Source organism: Sphaerisporangium dianthi (assembly GCF_042654065.1).
GTDB lineage: Bacteria > Actinomycetota > Actinomycetes > Streptosporangiales > Streptosporangiaceae > Sphaerisporangium > Sphaerisporangium dianthi.
In genome coordinates this window covers 41700-55435 of record NZ_JBHSFP010000029.1, presented here as the reverse complement: position 1 = coordinate 55435, position 13736 = coordinate 41700, and the positions used below count along the sequence as shown (strand labels likewise).

General features: G+C 72.9%; 15 protein-coding genes. 12 read left to right on the top strand and 3 right to left on the bottom strand.

The window, feature by feature from the left end; all coding sequences use genetic code 11:
• Positions 1-31 precede the first annotated feature (31 nt).
• The 4 genes from ACFO60_RS31115 (at position 32) to ACFO60_RS31100 (ending at position 3242) form a co-directional block, all read left to right on the top strand.
• Positions 32-799 (top strand): LamB/YcsF family protein, encoded by a 768-nt coding sequence (locus ACFO60_RS31115; RefSeq protein WP_380847579.1) that lies wholly within the window; start codon positions 32-34, stop codon positions 797-799.
• Between the two features lie 61 nt (positions 800-860).
• Positions 861-1499: a 5-oxoprolinase subunit B family protein gene (locus ACFO60_RS31110; protein WP_380847400.1), complete on the top strand. Its 639-nt coding sequence runs from the start codon at positions 861-863 to the stop codon at positions 1497-1499.
• Positions 1492-2388 carry a 5-oxoprolinase subunit C family protein gene (locus ACFO60_RS31105; protein WP_380847397.1) on the top strand — a complete coding sequence of 299 codons (897 nt, stop codon included), beginning with the start codon at positions 1492-1494 and terminating at the stop codon, positions 2386-2388. Before ACFO60_RS31110 ends, ACFO60_RS31105 begins: the two co-directional genes overlap by 8 nt.
• Positions 2389-2459: 71 nt before the next feature.
• The gene (locus ACFO60_RS31100) at positions 2460-3242 is read left to right on the top strand and encodes a putative hydro-lyase (protein ID WP_380847394.1); all 783 of its coding nucleotides are present in this window, start codon (positions 2460-2462) and stop codon (positions 3240-3242) included.
• Positions 3243-3370: 128 nt separating this feature from the next.
• Here ACFO60_RS31100 and ACFO60_RS31095 read toward each other — a convergent pair whose 3' ends face one another.
• On the bottom strand, positions 3371-4225 hold the full coding sequence (locus tag ACFO60_RS31095) for an SGNH/GDSL hydrolase family protein (RefSeq protein WP_380847391.1): 855 nt from the start codon (positions 4223-4225) through the stop codon (positions 3371-3373).
• 393 nt (positions 4226-4618) lie between these two features.
• Here ACFO60_RS31095 and ACFO60_RS31090 point away from each other — a divergent pair, with 393 nt between their 5' ends.
• The 5 genes from ACFO60_RS31090 (at position 4619) to ACFO60_RS31070 (ending at position 9607) form a co-directional block, all read left to right on the top strand.
• On the top strand, positions 4619-5473 hold the full coding sequence (locus tag ACFO60_RS31090; RefSeq protein WP_380847388.1) for a (2Fe-2S)-binding protein: 855 nt from the start codon (positions 4619-4621) through the stop codon (positions 5471-5473).
• Positions 5470-6282 (top strand): helical backbone metal receptor, encoded by an 813-nt coding sequence (locus ACFO60_RS31085; RefSeq protein WP_380847385.1) that lies wholly within the window; start codon positions 5470-5472, stop codon positions 6280-6282. Before ACFO60_RS31090 ends, ACFO60_RS31085 begins: the two co-directional genes overlap by 4 nt.
• Before the next feature lie 232 nt (positions 6283-6514).
• Positions 6515-7240 carry an MgtC/SapB family protein gene (locus ACFO60_RS31080; RefSeq protein ID WP_380847382.1) on the top strand — a complete coding sequence of 242 codons (726 nt, stop codon included), beginning with the start codon at positions 6515-6517 and terminating at the stop codon, positions 7238-7240.
• A 72-nt stretch (positions 7241-7312) separates the two neighbouring features.
• The gene (locus tag ACFO60_RS31075) at positions 7313-7840 is read left to right on the top strand and encodes a DUF6789 family protein (RefSeq protein WP_380847379.1); all 528 of its coding nucleotides are present in this window, start codon (positions 7313-7315) and stop codon (positions 7838-7840) included.
• 315 nt (positions 7841-8155) lie between these two features.
• Positions 8156-9607: an N-acetylmuramoyl-L-alanine amidase gene (locus ACFO60_RS31070; RefSeq protein WP_380847376.1), complete on the top strand. Its 1452-nt coding sequence runs from the start codon at positions 8156-8158 to the stop codon at positions 9605-9607.
• 137 nt (positions 9608-9744) lie between these two features.
• On the opposite strand, the gene ACFO60_RS31065 is transcribed toward ACFO60_RS31070, so the two are convergent.
• A complete protein-coding gene (locus ACFO60_RS31065; RefSeq protein WP_380847373.1) occupies positions 9745-9984 on the bottom strand; it encodes a hypothetical protein in 240 nt (79 codons plus the stop codon).
• A gap of 267 nt (positions 9985-10251) precedes the next feature.
• On the opposite strand from ACFO60_RS31065, the gene ACFO60_RS31060 reads away from it, so the two are divergent.
• Positions 10252-10461, top strand: coding sequence for an EF-hand domain-containing protein (locus ACFO60_RS31060; RefSeq protein WP_380847371.1), 210 nt, complete (start codon positions 10252-10254; stop codon positions 10459-10461).
• A gap of 76 nt (positions 10462-10537) precedes the next feature.
• Here ACFO60_RS31060 and ACFO60_RS31055 read toward each other — a convergent pair whose 3' ends face one another.
• Positions 10538-11716 carry a PucR-like N-terminal domain-containing protein gene (locus ACFO60_RS31055; protein WP_380847368.1) on the bottom strand — a complete coding sequence of 393 codons (1179 nt, stop codon included), beginning with the start codon at positions 11714-11716 and terminating at the stop codon, positions 10538-10540.
• A gap of 262 nt (positions 11717-11978) precedes the next feature.
• On the opposite strand from ACFO60_RS31055, the gene ACFO60_RS31050 reads away from it, so the two are divergent.
• Positions 11979-12578 carry an RNA polymerase sigma factor gene (locus tag ACFO60_RS31050; protein WP_380847365.1) on the top strand — a complete coding sequence of 200 codons (600 nt, stop codon included), beginning with the start codon at positions 11979-11981 and terminating at the stop codon, positions 12576-12578.
• Complete coding sequence (locus ACFO60_RS31045) at positions 12571-13704, top strand: CU044_5270 family protein (RefSeq protein WP_380847362.1); 1134 nt, start codon at positions 12571-12573, stop codon at positions 13702-13704. The genes ACFO60_RS31050 and ACFO60_RS31045 overlap by 8 nt, the downstream gene beginning before the upstream one ends.
• Positions 13705-13736 lie beyond the last annotated feature (32 nt).

Genomic DNA, 13736 nt, shown 5'->3' with positions numbered 1-13736 from the left:
GATCGCGACAGCCGGCGGCTCCGGCCCGATCATCACGGTCGATCTCAACTCCGACCTCGGAGAGGGGTTCGGAGGGTGGAGCCTCGGTGACGACGAGGCGCTGCTGTCGGTCGTCACCAGCGCCAACGTGGCCTGCGGCTTCCACGCGGGCGACCCGACGATCATGCGCCGCACGTGCGAGACGGCGGCCGCGCGCGGGGTCGCGATCGGCGCCCAGGTGAGCTACCGCGACCTGGCCGGCTTCGGGCGGCGCTTCATCGACGTGCCGCCCGAGACGCTCACCGACGAGATCGTGTACCAGATCGGCGCCCTGGACGCGTTCGCCCGTATCGCCGGGGCACGGGTGAGCTACGTCAAGCCGCACGGCGCCCTGTACAACGCGATCGTGCACCACGAGGCGCAGGCGGCCGCCGTCGTGGCGGCCGTCCGCGCCTACGATCCCCGCCTTCCGGTCCTCGGCCTGCCCGGCTCGCAGTGGCTGCGCCAGGCCGGGCAGGCGGGCCTGACCACCGTCACCGAGTGCTTCGCCGACCGGGCGTACACCCCGAAGGGCACGCTCGTGCCGAGGAGCGAGCCCGGCGCGGTGCTGCACGACCCCGGCGAGGTGGCCGCGCGCTGCCTGCGCATGGCGCGCGGCGAGCCGATCACCGCGATCGACGGCACGCCGCTGCCGGTCCAGGCCCGGTCGATCTGCGTGCACGGCGACAGCCCCGGCGCGGTCGCCATGGCCCGCCGGGTGCGGCAGGTCCTCACCGAGAACGGCGTCGAACTGGCCCCCTTCATCGGAAAGGAGGCGTGATGAGCCCGCGCCTGCGGCCGTGCGGGGACCACGCCGCCCTCTTCATCGCGAAGGACGCGTGATGAGCCCGCGCCTGCGGCCGTGCGGGGACCACGCCGTCCTCGTCGAGCTGGACGGGGCCGAGGAGGTCCTGGCCCTGTACGAGGCGCTCGCCGAAGACCCTCCGCACGGGGTCACCGACCTGCTTCCGGCTGCCGGGACCCTGCTGGTCCGCTTCGACCGGCCCGCGCGCCGCCAACCGGTCGAGTCCGCGATCCTGCGCGCCCGCCCGGCGGCCGGCCCGCGTCCGGCGGGCGGGGAGGTGACCGTCCCGGTCGTCTACGACGGGGACGACCTCGCCGACGTGGCGGCCCTGACCGGGTTGCCGGAACGCGAGGTGATCGACGCGCACACCGCGACGCCGTGGACGGTGGCCTTCTCCGGGTTCGCCCCCGGCTTCGCCTACCTGATCGGCGGCGACCCGCGGCTGCGGGTTCCTCGCCGGACGGAGTCGCGTGTGCGGGTCCCGGTGGGGGCGGTCGCGCTGGCGGCCGAGTACAGCGCGGTCTACCCGCGCGAGTCGCCGGGCGGCTGGCAGCTCATCGGCCGCACCTCGCTCCCGGTGTGGGACCTCGCCGCCGACCCGCCCGCCCTGCTGCGTCCCGGCATGCGCGTGCGGTTCGCCGAGGCCGGGGACGACGGGAAGGCCCGGCGTGGGTGAGCGGACGGTGCGGCGGTGGCTGGAGATCCTGGCCACCGGTCCGATGGCGACGGTGCAGGATCTCGGGCGCCCGGGCCTCGGCGATCTCGGCGTCGGCCGTTCCGGCGCGGCCGACCGGTCCGCGCTGTGCCTGGCGAACCGGCTGCTGGCCAACCCCGAGGGCGCGGCCGCGCTGGAGGTCACGCTGGGCGGCCTCCAGGTGCGCGCCCACGGCGACCTGCTGTTCACGCTGACCGGGGCGCCGTGCCCCGCCACCGTCACCGACTCCGCCGGCTGGGCGCGGGGGGTGGGCCACCAGGCCGTCGAACGGCTGCCCGACGGGGCCACGCTGCGGCTCGGCGTGCCGAGACGCGGCCTGCGCACGTACCTCGCCGTGCGCGGCGGGCTGGAGGTGCCGCAGGTGCTCGGGTCGCGGGCGACGGACATCATGGCCGGAATGGGCCCCGGCCGTCCGGCGCGCGGCTCGGCGCTGCCCGTGGGGCCGCCGCCCGAGGGCTTCCCGCTCCTGGACCTGGCTCCGGTGACCCCTCTTTACGCGGAAGAGCCCGTGCTGACGATCCTTCCCGGCCCGCGGGACGACTGGTTCGTCCCCGAGGCGCTCAAGGTGCTGTGCGCCGAGCCGTACGAGGTGACCGTCGACAGCAACCGGGTGGGCATGCGGCTGCGCGGGCCGCGCCTCTCGCGGGCGCGGGAGGGAGAGCTTCCGCCCGAGGGAATGGTCCCGGGGGCGCTGCAGGTGCCGCCGTCGGGGCAGCCGACGCTGTTCCTGGCCGACCATCCCGTCACGGGCGGGTACCCCGTGATCGCGGTCGTGCGCGCCGCCGACGTCGACCGCGCGGCCCAGACCCGCCCCGGCCAGCGCGTCCGCTTCCGCCTGGCCCGTCCGTGACCCGTGCGCGAGCACGTCACCCACACGACCCGCACGTGAACCCGTGCGAGGAGGAGAAGGAGGACGAAGGCATGGAGGATCGCGCTCTGCTGGCCCCCGGGGCGGCCCGTTCGCTGTTCAGGGAAGGGCTGGTGACGCCCACCTCCGGCTGGTCGGCCGGCTGGACGCAGGCCAACCTATTGGCGCTGCCCAGGGACCGCGCGTACGACTTCCTGCTGTTCGCGCAGCGCAACCCGCGCCCGTGCCCGGTGCTGGACGTGACCGAGCCGGGCGAGGTGACCGCCTCGATCTTCGACGGCGACCTGCGCACCGACCTGCCCGCCTACCGGGTCTACGAGAACGGCGAGCAGGTCGCCGAGGTGTCCGACGTGGTCGCGTACTGGCGCGAGGACCTGGTCTGCTTCCTCATCGGCTGCAGCTTCACGTTCGAGACCGCGCTGCTGGAGGCCGGCGTGCCCGTGCGGCACCTGGAGACCGGGACGAACGTGCCGATGTACCGCACGAACCGCGACTGCCGGCCGGCCGGCGCGCTGTCCGGGCCCATGGTCGTCTCCATGCGCCCGGTGCCCGCGCACCTGGTGGCGACGGCCGTGCGCGTCACGTCCCGGTACCCGGCCGTGCACGGCGCCCCCGTCCACATCGGCGACCCGGGTGCGCTGGGCGTCTCCGACCTCGACCGGCCCGATTTCGGCGAGCCGGTCGAGGTGCGGGCCGGGGAGATCCCCGTCTTCTGGGCCTGCGGGGTGACCCCCCAGGCGGCGGTGATGCGGTCACGTCCGCCGTTCGCCATCGGCCACGCGCCCGGCCACATGGCCATCACCGACATCCGGGACACCGCCCACCTGGTTCCCTGACCACTCCCGTCACTTCGTGGCGCCGCTTCGAACCGGCCGCTTCGAACCGGCCATTTCGCACCGGCCGCTTCACACCGCCGCTTCTTACGCCGCTCGTGGCTTGGCTTCGCGTCGGGGACGAGGCGGCGTCAGCGGTCGTCCGGGGAGCCCCAGCCGAAGGTCGCCGCGTACGTCACCTCGGCGAGCACTCGCTGGCCGTTGGTGTTGGGATGGAAGTAGTCCCAGGTGCTGACGTCGGAGAGCGAGAACGGGTAGCCGAAGATCGCGCCGCCGTCATAGCGGCAGGCGGCCTGCTCGGCGCACACCGTCGCCATCACCGTGTTGAAGTCGGCGACGCGCTGCCGCACGCGGTCGCGCCTGGCCGCGTCGGCCGCGTCGGTCGACCGGGGGCGGGCGAGCATCGACTGGCAGATGTCCAGAGCCGCCCACGCGGTGCGCGCGGTGAGGTTGCCCTTGCCGACCTCCCACAGCCGCTTGAGGTCCGGGATGCTCGCGACGAAGATCGCCGCGTCCGGCAGGCCGGTGACGAGGGTCGTGACGGCGGCGCGGAATCGGGCCTCGAAATCGGCGACCGAGGTCATGCCGCTCTCGGAGGAGGCGCAGGCGTCGTTGGCCCCGATCAGGATCGTCACGTAGTCGACCCCCTGCGAGACGGCCTCCTGAGCCTGTCCCGGCATGTCGGCGACCGTGGCGCCCGACTCGGCGTCGTTGTGCGCGACCAGCGAGGGGTTGGCGGCCCGCAGGCGCAGGTAGTGGCTGTTGACGGTGCTGCTCGAACCGGTGGACCACGAACGGGAGGTGCAGTCCACGTAGAAGCCGCAGGCGTTGAACCCGCGGGTGATGGAGTCGCCCATCGACGCCATCGAGCCGGGGAGCGGAGGGGCCTCGGCCGCGGCGGTGGACGGGATGGCCACGACGGAGGCGGGAAGGAAGACGAACGCTACTGCCGAGATGAGGACGAGGGTGCGGCGGCGGATGTCCAAGCTGGCTCCTGGGGTGGTCCCCCGATCGACTGTTGCTCAGACTGTCGGCCCGCTTCGCCCGATTGACAACCTCACATAACAAGTTACTGACCTGTTGGTAATATCCGCCGCGGCGCTTCGGCCCCGCCGGGGCCGGTGCGAGGCCGGGCGCGCATGGCACCATTGGTCGAGTCCGAAGGCACGCCGACACGGCATCATCCAAGGCGAACAGACGCGCGAGCTAGTCCAAGGCGAACAGGTCACGGCCTTGTCCGAGGCGAGCAGACGCGCGAGCTTGCCAAAGGCGAACAGGCTGCGGCATCGTCCGAGACGAACAGACGGGCGAGCTTGTCAGAGGCGAAGAGGCTGCGGCCTTGTCAGGGACGTGCGGGTTGGGCGGGGTGAATGAAGAGCGTGCGGGCTGATCCGGAGTCGGTCGAGGCGGCCCTCGCCGAGGTGTCGGCCATCGGGCCGTACTTCGCCATCTCCACCGATCCGGGCCTCGCCGGCGACGGCGCCTGGCGCCCGCTCGGCGAGCTCTCCGCCGACACCGCCGCCCTGCGCGCGCGGGTCGAGGACTTCCAGCGGCGGCTCGGCACCGACGAGAGCCGCGTCGCCGCCTCCATCCTGTTCCAGGGGCTGGCCGCCCGGCTCTGGTCGCCTATCGTGGCGGCCGCCGCCGCTCGTGGCCTCGTCCCTGCCGCGGCGCCGGCCGAGATCCGCTGGCGACCGGCCGCGACCGGGCCGCTTCCCTTGTCGGCCTCCCGGACGTCCCACTGGCTCGCCCTGCCGGACCCCGCCCCGGCGAGGCCGGCCGACACCCCTTCCGACGCAGATCGGGCGGACGTCACGGGGACGGCGGCGGTGGTTCATCGGGCGGTCGCGACGGAGCTGCTGGAACCGCTGGTGGACGCCGTCCGCGGGATCACCAAGGTTTCGGCCTCGCTGCTGTGGGGGAACGCCGCCTCTTCGCTGGCCGGGACGCTGCGCACCCTGCCCGCCGCGCGGCCGGATCTCGGCCCGCGCGCGGCGCGGCTGGTGCGGGAGGTGCTCGGCCTCGGCATGCTCGCGGGCACGGGGCGCCTCGCCGAACCCGCACCCGGCCAGTACTTCTTCGTCCGGGTGAGCTGCTGCCTGTATTACCGCGTCCCCGGCGGCGGGATGTGCGACGACTGCGCCCTGATCGACCCGCCGGTCCGTGATGCGCAGTGGGCACGCGCGGCACGACGGGCGCGAACCGGGCGAGAGCCGGGAGGTTCCGGCGCATGACACTTCACCACGACGATCTCGGCCTTCCCGTTCGGGTGCCGGACCAGGTGCGGCGGGTGGTGTCCTTGGTCCCCTCGCTCACCGAGTCGGTCGCGGCCACCGCTCCTGCGCTGCTGGTGGGCGCGACCGACTGGTGCTCGCATCCGGCCGATCTCGACGTGGTCCGGGTCCGGGGCACCAAGAATCCCGACCTGGACGCGATCGCGGCGCTGCGCCCTGATCTCGTGCTGGCGAACGAGGAGGAGAACCGCGTCCCCGACCTGGACGCGCTGCGCGCCGCCGGGGTGCCGGTGTGGGTGACGGTCGTCCGCACACTGGACGACGCCGTGACGTCACTGCGGCGGCTGCTCGTCACGGTGCTGGGGTTGCCCGAGCCGGCGTGGCTGACCGCCGCCGAACGCGCGTGGGACGTGGGCGCGCGGCCCACGGACGGTCCGCTTCGAGCGGTCATACCTGTGTGGCGTAAGCCCTGGATGGTGGTCGGGCGGGACACCTTCGCGGGGGACCTGCTGCTGCGCCTTGGGGTGCGGAACATCTATGCCGGTCATACCGAGCGCTATCCGCGCATCGCCCTCGCGGAGCTACTGGACGCCCGTCCCGATCTCGTGGTGCTGCCGGACGAGCCGTACCGGTTCACCCCGGACGACGGGCCCGGGTTCTTCCCCGGCGTTCCGGCCGCGCTGGTCAGCGGCCGGCACCTCACCTGGTACGGCCCGTCGCTGGCCGAGGCTCCCCAAGTGCTCGCGGACGCGCTCGCCGCGGCTACCACGGCGAGCTCCCGCGACGAACGACCGGGACGACCGGCCTGAAGCGCGTCCACCCATGACGAGCGCCCGCCCCGGCCCGAGCCGACGCGCGATCCGCTCCCCGAGGAAGAGCGCACTGCCTGAACCGAGCCGAGATGCGGCGCGCTCCGGGGCGTACGGATGCTCTGAGCCGGGCCGACGCGCGGCGCGCTCCGGGGCGTACGGATGCTCTGAGCTGGGGCGACGCGCGGCGCGCTCTCGTGATCCGGAAGCGAGGCTGCTCTAACCTGGTTCGATGGTGGCGGCACAACTCGTCGGCGGTCTCCCTGGGCAAGGGTGGACACAGGTCGGGGAACTGGCCCTCGCGTTCGCGCTCTCCGCGGCGATCGGGCTCGAACGGGAGATCCGCCAGAAGAGCGCGGGCCTGCGCACCCACATACTCGTCGGCTTCGCCGCCGCTCTGATCATGCTGGTGTCCAAGTACGGCTTCCAGGACGTCCTGGGGCGACACGTCGCGCTGGACCCGTCCCGCGTGGCCTCCCAGATCGTGTCCGGCATCGGCTTCATCGGCGCGGGGTTGATCTTCATCCGGCGGGACGCGGTGCAAGGGCTCACCACCGCCGCGACGATCTGGATGACCGCGGCCATCGGCATGGCGGCGGGCGCCGGGCTGTGGCTGCTGGCGATCATCGTCACCGTGGGCCACTTCGTGGCGGTGTTCGTGCTGGCCCCGGTGTCCGCCCGGCTGCCCCGCTCCAAGTACGCGCCGTCGCTGCTCCACCTGACGTACCTGCAGGGTCTCGGCGTGCTGCGGAGGGTGCTCGAAGTGTGCACCGGCCGGGGGTTCACCATGAGCGAGCTGTCGGTCGACCGGCGGACCGAACGACATGATCCGGCCGCCGTGACCGTCTGGCTCAGCGTGCACGGCCCCGGCGCGGTCTCGGAGCTGACCGCCGAGCTCAGCGAGATCGACGGCGTGCTCGCCATTTCCAGCCACGACGCCGACTCCTCCTACCCCTGACGACCGGCCCGCCCCTCCCCCTGACGGCCCGATCCCTGTCTCGTCCGCGGGAGGGCGGGTTTTCGTCTGTGCATGTCAGGGCAGGTAGCGGCCATGATCCGCAACCTCGTGAAGGGCGCCGTCAGCGGAGTGATCGCGACCGGCGCCATGAGCGCCGTGATGGTCGCCGGAGACCGGGTCGGCCTGATGGGGGAACATCCGCCCAAGCGCATCGCCCGGGCGGTGCTGCCCGGCCCGAAGCACCGGCCCAAGAAGGGGGAAGGCGTGCTCGGCGCGGTCGCGCACTTCGCGTTCGGCTCCGCCTGCGGCGGGCTGTTCGCGGCGGCCGTCGCCCGGCGGGAGCCCCGCGTGCCCCTGGGCGTCGCGTACGGGCTGGCGATCTGGGCGGTCAGCTACCAGGGGTGGTTGCCGGGCATGGGCATCCTGCCGCCCATCCACCGCGACCGGCCGGACCGGCAGGCCGTCATGGCGGCCGGGCACGCGATCTACGGCACGGCACTCGTGCTGGCGCTCAACGGCCTGCGCCGAGGCGACCGGTCCCCCCGCCATCCGCCGAGTCTCTCCCCGGACCCCGTCACCGCGGGCCGCGCCACCCCCTGAGCCCTCCCACCGGCTCCGTCCACCGCGAGCTCCGTCCACCGCGAGCTCCGTCCACCGCGAGCTCCGTCCACCGCGAGCTCCGTCCACCGCGAGCTCCGTCCACCGCGAGCTCCGTCGCCTGCGGACCCCGTAGCGGGTCGCGTCCGCTGCGGGTCTGACGTCTCCGCAGTTCGTCCTTGGCCTCCTGTCCGCTGGGGGCGGGAGCCTGTCAGGGTGCTGCGCTTTGTACGGGCTTTGGATCTTTCTTATATGAGTCCTCCGGACGCTGTACGGCAGGACGCTTCGCACTTGGAGCGCCCGTGTTGAGGAGGACCCATGATGGCTCTACGCGCGCATCGCCTGGCGGTGGCGCTGGCCGGCTTACTCGCGGCTTCCGTCTGCCTGGCCGGCCGGCCGGCGAGCGCCGCGCCGACCGCGCCGTCCGCACCGTCCGATCCCCTGGGCAGCGCCTTCAGTGGCGCCGCCGCCACGTACGAGGTTCCGCGCGATCTGCTCGTCGCGCTCGCCTACTCCGAGACCCACCTCGACGGGCACGGGGGCAGGCCCAGCGCGAGCGGCGGCTACGGCGTGATGCACCTGGTCACCAACCCCGCCCACCACACGCTGGAGCAGGCCGCGTCGCTCACGGCCACACCCGTGGCGGCGTTGAAGGGGGACGGCGCGGCCAACATCGCCGGCGGCGCCGCGGTGCTGCGCGCCGAGGCCGACCTGCTCGGACTGAGCGCGATCGACCGCGCGGACATCGCCAAGTGGTACACCGCCGTGGCCAAGTACGGAGGAGCCACGAGCCCCGCGTCGGCACGGCTCTACGCCGACACCGTCTACGACCTGCTCGGCGAGGGGATCCGCGCCGTCACGCCCCGCGGCGAGACGGTGAGCGTCCAGCCCCGGCCCGTGACGCCCGACCGCGGCGAGTACGCCGACGCGCCCGACCTGAACTCTCCGCGCCTGGCCGCCTCCGCGGACTACCCGAGCGCCCACTGGGCGCCGGCCAGCACCAGCAACTACCGGGTCGCGAGCCGCGGCGCGAGCGCGCTCGACCGCATCGTCGTCCACGTGATGCAGGGCTCCTACGCGGGCACGATCTCCTGGTTCCAGAACCCCAGCGCCAAGGTGTCCGCGCACTATCTGGTGCGCTCGTCGGACGGCGACATCACCCAGATGGTCCGCGACAAGGACGTCGCCTACCACGCGACCGTGTACAACGACCGTTCGATCGGGATCGAGCACGAGGGGTACGTCAGCGACGCGAGCTGGTTCACCGACGCGATGTACCGGTCGTCGGCGGCGCTGACCCGGTACGTCGCCGACAAGTACGGCATCCCGAAGGACCGCACGCACATCGTGGGGCACGCCCAGGTGCCCGGCACCGACCACACCGACCCGGGGTCGAACTGGAACTGGACCAAATACATGCAGTACGTCACCGGGAGCGGCGGCGGCAATCCGTACACGCCGGAAGAGGTGTGCGGCAGCGGCTACAGCGTCATCGACTCGGCCGCGCTCGGCTCGTCCGGAACGGTGTACCTGCTCTACAACGCCTCCAGCGGCTACAACTGCGTCACCACGATCAAGAGCACCTCGCTCGGCACCGCGACGGCCACCTCGGCGTACCTTGAGGTGCAGGGGTCCACGAGGATCACCGACTCGGGGAACTTCGCCTACTACGCGGGTCCTGTGCGGGCGTCCGCAGCGGACAAATGCGTCAAGTGGGGCGGCAAGGCCGGCACGTCGGTCTACGACAGCCCCTTCGAGCACTGCGGCTGATCACCTACCGAGCACCGTCGCCGCTCGTTATTTCAAGCACGCCGGTCACCTCTTCGAGCACCACGGCCGAGCCGGGCGGCTTCGGCCGTGACTCGCGCCGCCCGAGGCCGCCTTCCCTGGTGGGGAGGCGGCCTCGCTCACGCTTCGCCGAGGCGGCGCAGCAGTACCTCGCGTCTGGCTTCGAGCGTCGTCATGAGCTGCTCCTGCTCGTCGGCCATGGCGATCAGCATGGAGACCTCGGTCGCGTCGGTCGGGGCCTCGGCGTGCTCCCCGACGGTTCCGCGCAGCTCGGCCACGGTCTCGCGCAGCTTGACCAGATCTTCCTCGACCATGCGCAGTTCCTCGCGCAGCCCGGTCTCGTCCCCCTCGGCGGCCATGAACGCTCCCCCTCTTCTCACAGCGCACCCGCGCGTCCGGGCCGAGCCCGGTAGAGCTCGCCCGCGGGCCGTGCCGAGCATTCGAACCCCGCTCGACCGGCACGAACCTGATACCCACCAACGGCCGACGCACCCCGTTCCCGCCTCGGGCCTTCGATCGCCGGCCGCGGACAGGCTGGACCGGCAGTGACGCAAGTGAATGAAACCTCGAATTGGTGGCAGTTGGCCCACTAGGGTGCTGGACGACTGATCTCGCGAGGAGTGGCTATGAGCGATTACGCGGTGACCTTCGACCTGGTGGACATCGACAAGGACGGGCTCATCTCAGCCGAGGAGTTGCTGCGGCTGATGGAGGTCCTCGGCCAGCCGGTGTCGACCGAGGCCGCCGAGGCCGCGGTCCAGAAGCTCGATCTCGACGGCGACGGGCGCATCTCGCTGGAGGAGTTCTCCCGCTACCTCGCCGCCACGACCGGCTGACCCGCCTTCTCGTCCGAGGGCCCGGCAAGCCCCGGGGCCCTCACCTGGTGAGGGCTCGGCAAGCCGCGCGGCGCCCTCATCTGAGGGCTTGGCGGGCGCGCAGGACGATCTCCAGCTCGAAGCGGACGTCCGGGTCGGCGAGCTGGTCGCCGTACAGCTCGTCCAGCTGCCGCAACCGGTAGCGGACGGTCTGCGGGTGGATCTTCAACCGGGCGGCGACCTCCCCGGCGCCGCGTCCGTACCGCAGCCAGGCCAGCAGTGTCTCGGCCATCGTGTCCTGCTGGCGGGGGCGCAGGTGCGCGAGAGGCGCGAGCCGTACGGCGGCCAGGGCGTTGACCAGGCCCTCGTCCTTGAAGACCACGAGCATCGCCATGTGGTCCGCGCAGCGCAGCACTCCCCCGTCATCGGGGAGCACGCCGCGCGCGGCCAGGCCGAGGGCGTCCCTGGCCCACCCCAGCGACGACGCGGCGCTGAGCAGCGGCACGGGAGGCCCGATGGCGGCCCGCCGGCCGCGCAGACCCGACTCGATCATGCGCGCCCGTCCCGGCCCAGTGGGGTCGGGGACGATCAGGCAGGGGCGCTCCCGTGTCAGCCCGGTCAGCACGTCCGGCGGCAGCGACGGCGCCGGGCAACCGTCCTGTTCCTCCAGCGCGACGCCCGCCACCGTCTTCGGCATCCGCCACCCGGCGGCCCTCGCGATCTCCGCGATGGCCTCGGGCGAGGCGGGCGGCTGGGACAACAGCAGGTCGAGGAGGCGGTGGCGGCGGCGCTCCATCTCACCGGCCGCGTTGGCGCGGGCCTCGTTGTACCCCTCGGTCGCGGCGCCGGCGAGCTCGTCGAGGAAGACGAACATGGCTTCGCCGATGTCGTACAGCGTGCGCGGGTCGAGGCCGAGCCGGTCGGCCTGCTCGGTGAGGCGGCGCCAGGCGACGCGGGCGCCCAGGCGCATGGCGGTCTGGAAGGGATCCAGGTCGCGGCCCTCGGCCGCCTCGCCCCTCCCGATCGAGCGGAAGACCTCCAGGTCCCAGGGGTCCTGGGGTCGCTCGATGCGGCCGAGGAAGCGCTGGATCGCCTCGTCGACCGCCAGGCGCACCACCTTGATGTAGACCTCGTCGGCCGGGCGGGCGTACTCGGGCACGCGCTGCTGGATCTCGCAGATCATCTGGTCCGCGAGGTCATCGACGACCGGGCGCAACAGGGCGACCACACCGGCCGGCACAGCGGCCCAGAGTTCGTCGTCTGATGTGATGGGCAACGGCCCTCCCGGTCGGAGTTCGTCCAATTGTGGCGTATCAGACGCCGAGGTCAGCGGAATGCGGTCTTTTCGGTCCTGTCCAGTTCGGGTCACGGCGGCCGACTCAGCGCTCCACTCCGGGACCACCTGATCGACCCGGGGTCACGCGGTCTCCCCGGGATGCGGTGATCCACGCCGGGAAAGTCCATAAAAAGATGGACCCGGGGTCTTGCGTGGCGCCAAGTACAGAGTGAAAGCATCGAGAACCCGGAGAGGACCGCACGTGGTTGGTGCCCAGGCACTGCTCGAGGGCTCCACGGCCGACGACTCCGCCGTGATCGCGCGCTCGCTGGAGCAGCCCGAGGCGTTCGCGGTGGTGTTCGACCGGCACGCCGACGAGATGTTCCGGTACGCCGCGCGGCGCCTCGGAGCCGAGCTCGCCGAGGACGTCGTGGCCGAGGTGTTCCTGGTCGCGTTCCGGCAGCGGGCGCGGTACGACCTCGCGCGTCCTGACGCCCGCCCGTGGTTGTACGGCATCACGACCAACGTCGCCTCGCAGCACCGGCGGGCGGAGCGCCGGCGCACTCACGCGGCCGCGCGGGTCGCCGCCGACCGTCCCGGCACGTTCGACGAACGCAGTGACGAGCGGGTCGCCGCGCAACAGCTCCAGCCGCGGCTGGCACGGGCGCTGTCCACGCTGTCTCCCCGCGAGCGCGACCTGCTTCTGCTCGTCGCCTGGGCGGACCTGAGCTACGAGGACGTCGCCGCGGCTCTCGGCATACCGCCGGGGACGGTGCGTTCCCGGCTGCACCGCGTCCGCGTGAAGCTCCGCCGGGCACTCGGTGGCAGCGACCCCCTCACCTTGGAGCCCCAGCATGGCTGACGAGATCCAGTCGTTCACGGACGGCCGCCCGGCCGCCCCTTCGTACCCGGCCGCGGCCCGGGAGGCGGCACGGCGCGGCCTGCTCGCCCAGGCCGCGAGCGGCTCGCGTGCCCGCACCGCCCGGCCCGGATCCCGGCCGGGCGCGCCCCGGCTCGGCTGGCAGGCCGCGGCGGCGTTCGGCGTGACGCTCGCCCTGGTGGGCGGCGTCGGGCTCACCCTGTCCTCGCGGTCGGCGCCCGCTCCGGTGCCGGGCGCGGCCGCCACCGCCGCCTCACCAGAACCCGCGACCGACTCGATCTCGGTCGCCCCGCCCGCGACGGGCGCGGAGCTGCACCCGCGTCCCGGCCAGTTCGTCATGGTGGAGTCCGAGACGATGTACACGGCCGCATCCCTGGGTACATCGAGCATGGTCCGCTATCTCTACCGGACCAAGCGCACGATCTGGCGGCCGGCCGACGGCAAGGCCCACGGGCTGCTGTCGATCGAATGGCTGCCCTCCAAGCCGTTCCCCGGGCAGCCGCTGCCGACGGAGGCGGCCGCCCAGCCCGGCGAGCAGTGGCACGACATCGCCGGCCACTGCCCGGGCGATCCCGACAATTCCCGCACCGACTACGCGTACCTGAGCGGGCTGCCGGCCGACGAGAGCGGGATGCGCGACTACCTCTACGGACGGCCGCGCGGGGACAACCCCGCCGACGACGCCGCCTTCACCTCGGTCGGGGACCTGGTGCGCGAGAGCTACCTGCCCCGCGCCCAGCGGGAGGCGCTCGTGGCGGCGGCCAAGACGATCGGCGGCGTGGAGGTGGCCGAGGGCGTCGAGGACTCGGCCGGGCGCCGGGGCATCGCGGTCGGCAGGGAGCGGGACGGCGTCCTCACCCAGCTCATCTTCGACCCGGCGACCTTCGTGTACCTCGGGGAGCGCGGCACGGTCACGGACGAGAAGGCGGCGGACGCGCCGGTCGGCAGCGTCCTCGCCCTGACCGCGCAGGTGAAGGTGTCGGTGGTGGACGAACTGCCGAAGCCCGGCGTCGCCGGCGAGAACGACAAGACCGGCAAGGGGGACGGCATGGCCAGGGACGGAAGCTGCGACGTGGGGAAGGGCGTCTCGGGTCACTCGGGCGGGTGAGTGGCGGATACTCCCGGCGCGCCACTCTTCCT

Bases quoted from the DNA above. Each gene is read 5' to 3' on its own strand.
- ACFO60_RS31085 (WP_380847385.1), top strand. From the start codon at position 5,470: ATGACACTTCACCACGACGATCTCGGCCTTCCCGTTCGGGTGCCGGAC.
- ACFO60_RS31060 (WP_380847371.1), top strand. From the start codon at position 10,252: ATGAGCGATTACGCGGTGACCTTCGACCTGGTGGACATCGACAAGGAC.
- ACFO60_RS31100 (WP_380847394.1), top strand. From the start codon at position 2,460: ATGGAGGATCGCGCTCTGCTGGCCCCCGGGGCGGCCCGTTCGCTGTTC.
- ACFO60_RS31080 (WP_380847382.1), top strand. From the start codon at position 6,515: ATGGTGGCGGCACAACTCGTCGGCGGTCTCCCTGGGCAAGGGTGGACA.
- ACFO60_RS31065 (WP_380847373.1), bottom strand. From the start codon at position 9,984: ATGGCCGCCGAGGGGGACGAGACCGGGCTGCGCGAGGAACTGCGCATG.
- ACFO60_RS31070 (WP_380847376.1), top strand. From the start codon at position 8,156: ATGATGGCTCTACGCGCGCATCGCCTGGCGGTGGCGCTGGCCGGCTTA.
- ACFO60_RS31045 (WP_380847362.1), top strand. From the start codon at position 12,571: ATGGCTGACGAGATCCAGTCGTTCACGGACGGCCGCCCGGCCGCCCCT.
- ACFO60_RS31110 (WP_380847400.1), top strand. From the start codon at position 861: ATGAGCCCGCGCCTGCGGCCGTGCGGGGACCACGCCGTCCTCGTCGAG.
- ACFO60_RS31075 (WP_380847379.1), top strand. From the start codon at position 7,313: ATGTCAGGGCAGGTAGCGGCCATGATCCGCAACCTCGTGAAGGGCGCC.